The sequence below is a fragment of the Variovorax sp. P4_D9 genome, from assembly GCF_056401695.1.
The window spans coordinates 1-1,495 of sequence record NZ_JBFUIU010001392.1 but is presented as its reverse complement, the minus strand read 5'-3'; the positions used below and the strand labels follow the sequence as shown (position 1 = coordinate 1,495).

Below are 1,495 nucleotides of genomic sequence, written 5' to 3'. Positions count from 1 at the left end.
CGGCTCGCCGAACACGGTGAGCCCGATGATCGAGCGCTGGTTTGCGTCGCTGGGGGCGCGGGTCGCCGGTGGGGCGGCGCCGCCGGCGGGCAACGACGAAGACGGCGTGCCCGTGAGCGTCCGGAACGCGACGCGCCTCTTATGGGAGACGGCACGCCGCGAAGCCGAGCAGGCGCAGGAAGCCGCACTGGAGGCGGCGCGCGGCGAGCTGCGAGCGAAAGAAGAAGAACTGGTGCGGAACCAGGGCGAACTCGCGCAGCGCGAGGCGGCCTTTGCGCAGACACGGGCCAGCCTGGACCAGGCCCTCGCCTCTTCGCAGCAGGCCCGCGAATCCCTCGAGCAGCAGGTGACCGCGCTGGCGGCCGAGGGCCTCCGGCGGCGCGAGTCCGCCGCCGTCGAAGTGGCGCGGCTCAATGCCCTGCTGGAAGAAGCCCACGCTGCCGCTGAACGACTGCGGCAGGAAAGCACAATGGCGCTGGCCCAGCGCGAGCAGGACCTGCGCGATGCCGAAGCCCGTCATGCCGCGCAGGAAAAACGCATGCTCGCCGAGGTCGACCGCGCGCGCCAAACGTCGAAGCAGCTGGAGGCCGTGCTGGAGAGGGAACAGCAACGGCGCATCCAGAGCGAGGACGCCGCGGCCCAGACGCTGGAGGCCGGGCGCCGGATGCTTCGGGACACGCAGCAGGCCGCCCAGCAAGTGGAACGCGAGCTTCGCGATCAACTGGCCGGTCAAGCAGGCCTCCTGGCGCAGGCCCAGTCGCAAGGCTCGGCGCTGCAGCAGCGACTCGACGATCTTCTGCAGCAACTCGTTGAAGAAAAGAAATCACACGAGGGCTCGCGCGTGCTGCCTGCCACGGCGCTCGCGGACATGCGCAAGCCTGGCGGCGCACGTCGTTCGGCGTCCAGGAAGACGAGGTAGTCAGGACTGCCAACAACTCCTTCGTTGCCTGCCAATACAACCACTCGACAACGGCGCTCGCCTCTCGGAGTCGGACTTCAGACTCGGTCGGATTGAATCTTTGGGCTGGAACTGTCTGCGAAAGGAGCAACGAACAGGATGCGGCGGCGAAGACATTTCCCACGGAAGCAGGCGTTCGTGGTGTAGGCCCTTTGGAAGATTGACCGGTCTCCCGTCGGCGCAGAACATACGAGGCCGCCCCGAAGTTGGCCGGTTGGCGCCATGCGGCGATACTAGATTTATGAGTGCGAGGGCTCATGCATGCGCTGACTCACAAACGGCTGTCGTCGCGTGACAATTCTGCGGTCTCCTCAGTGCAGCGCTATCCTGCCTTGTCATCGAACTGGCGGCCACTGGTTCAACGAATTCCATCGTGTGCGTCGCCACGATGTACTTCGTACGATCAAGTGGGGACGTCGCTCGAAATATGCCGTGCCGACACCGCCGCGGAGCGAGAAGCCGACAAGATGGCGGACCGCGTTATTGCCGGTTCGAGTGTGTCCATTCCGAACGCTTCGGTAGCCCCTCAATTGCAAC

General features: G+C 65.8%; 1 protein-coding gene. It reads left to right on the top strand.

What is annotated here, in order from left to right; genetic code table 11:
- Positions 1 to 919 (top strand): DNA-binding protein (locus tag AC1DY5_RS55300; protein WP_478122644.1); only part of this gene is annotated, 919 nt, incomplete at its 5' end.
- Between the last annotated feature and the right edge of the window lie 576 nt (positions 920 to 1,495).